Source organism: Streptosporangium sp. DT93 (assembly GCF_049844535.1).
In the GTDB taxonomy this organism is placed as follows: domain Bacteria; phylum Actinomycetota; class Actinomycetes; order Streptosporangiales; family Streptosporangiaceae; genus Streptosporangium.
Window position 1 is genome coordinate 1 of record NZ_JBNCLF010000078.1, and the last position, 470, is coordinate 470.

The 470-nt window shown below is 68.7% G+C and carries 1 protein-coding gene; it reads right to left on the bottom strand.

The window, feature by feature from the left end; all coding sequences use genetic code 11:
- On the bottom strand, window positions 1–470 hold a 470-nt coding region (locus ACLQ2R_RS39560), incomplete at both ends, for an AMP-binding protein (protein ID WP_425966549.1).

The window sequence follows — 470 nt, forward strand, 5'->3', positions numbered from 1 at the left end:
CGCGGTGAGACCGGGCCGGTTGAGGTAGCCGTGAGCCAGACCGGCCCCGGCGATATAGAGCTGACCCGATATCCCGACCGGTACCGGCCTCAAGCCCTTGTCGAGGACGTACACGCGGTGATCGGGCATGGCGGTGCCGATGGGCACCGGGCCTCGCAGTGGCGTGCCGGGGCACACGTAGTTGGTGCACGTCACGGTGGTCTCGGTGGGTCCGTACCCGTTGTGGAGCGCGAATCCGGGTCGCGACCAGCGGTTGGCGAGTTCGGTCGCGAGCACCGCACCGATGCAGACCATTCCCCGGAGCCCGCTGTCAGCCAGTTGTGCCGGGTTCAGCAGCGCCAGAACCGCCGGTGATACGAACGTGAACGTGACCTGTTCCGCGCGGAGCAGGTCGGTGAACGCGGCGGGGTCGGCGAAGACGGTGTGTGGTGCGCTGATGATGGTGGCGCCGGCCAGGAGGGGGGCGAAGG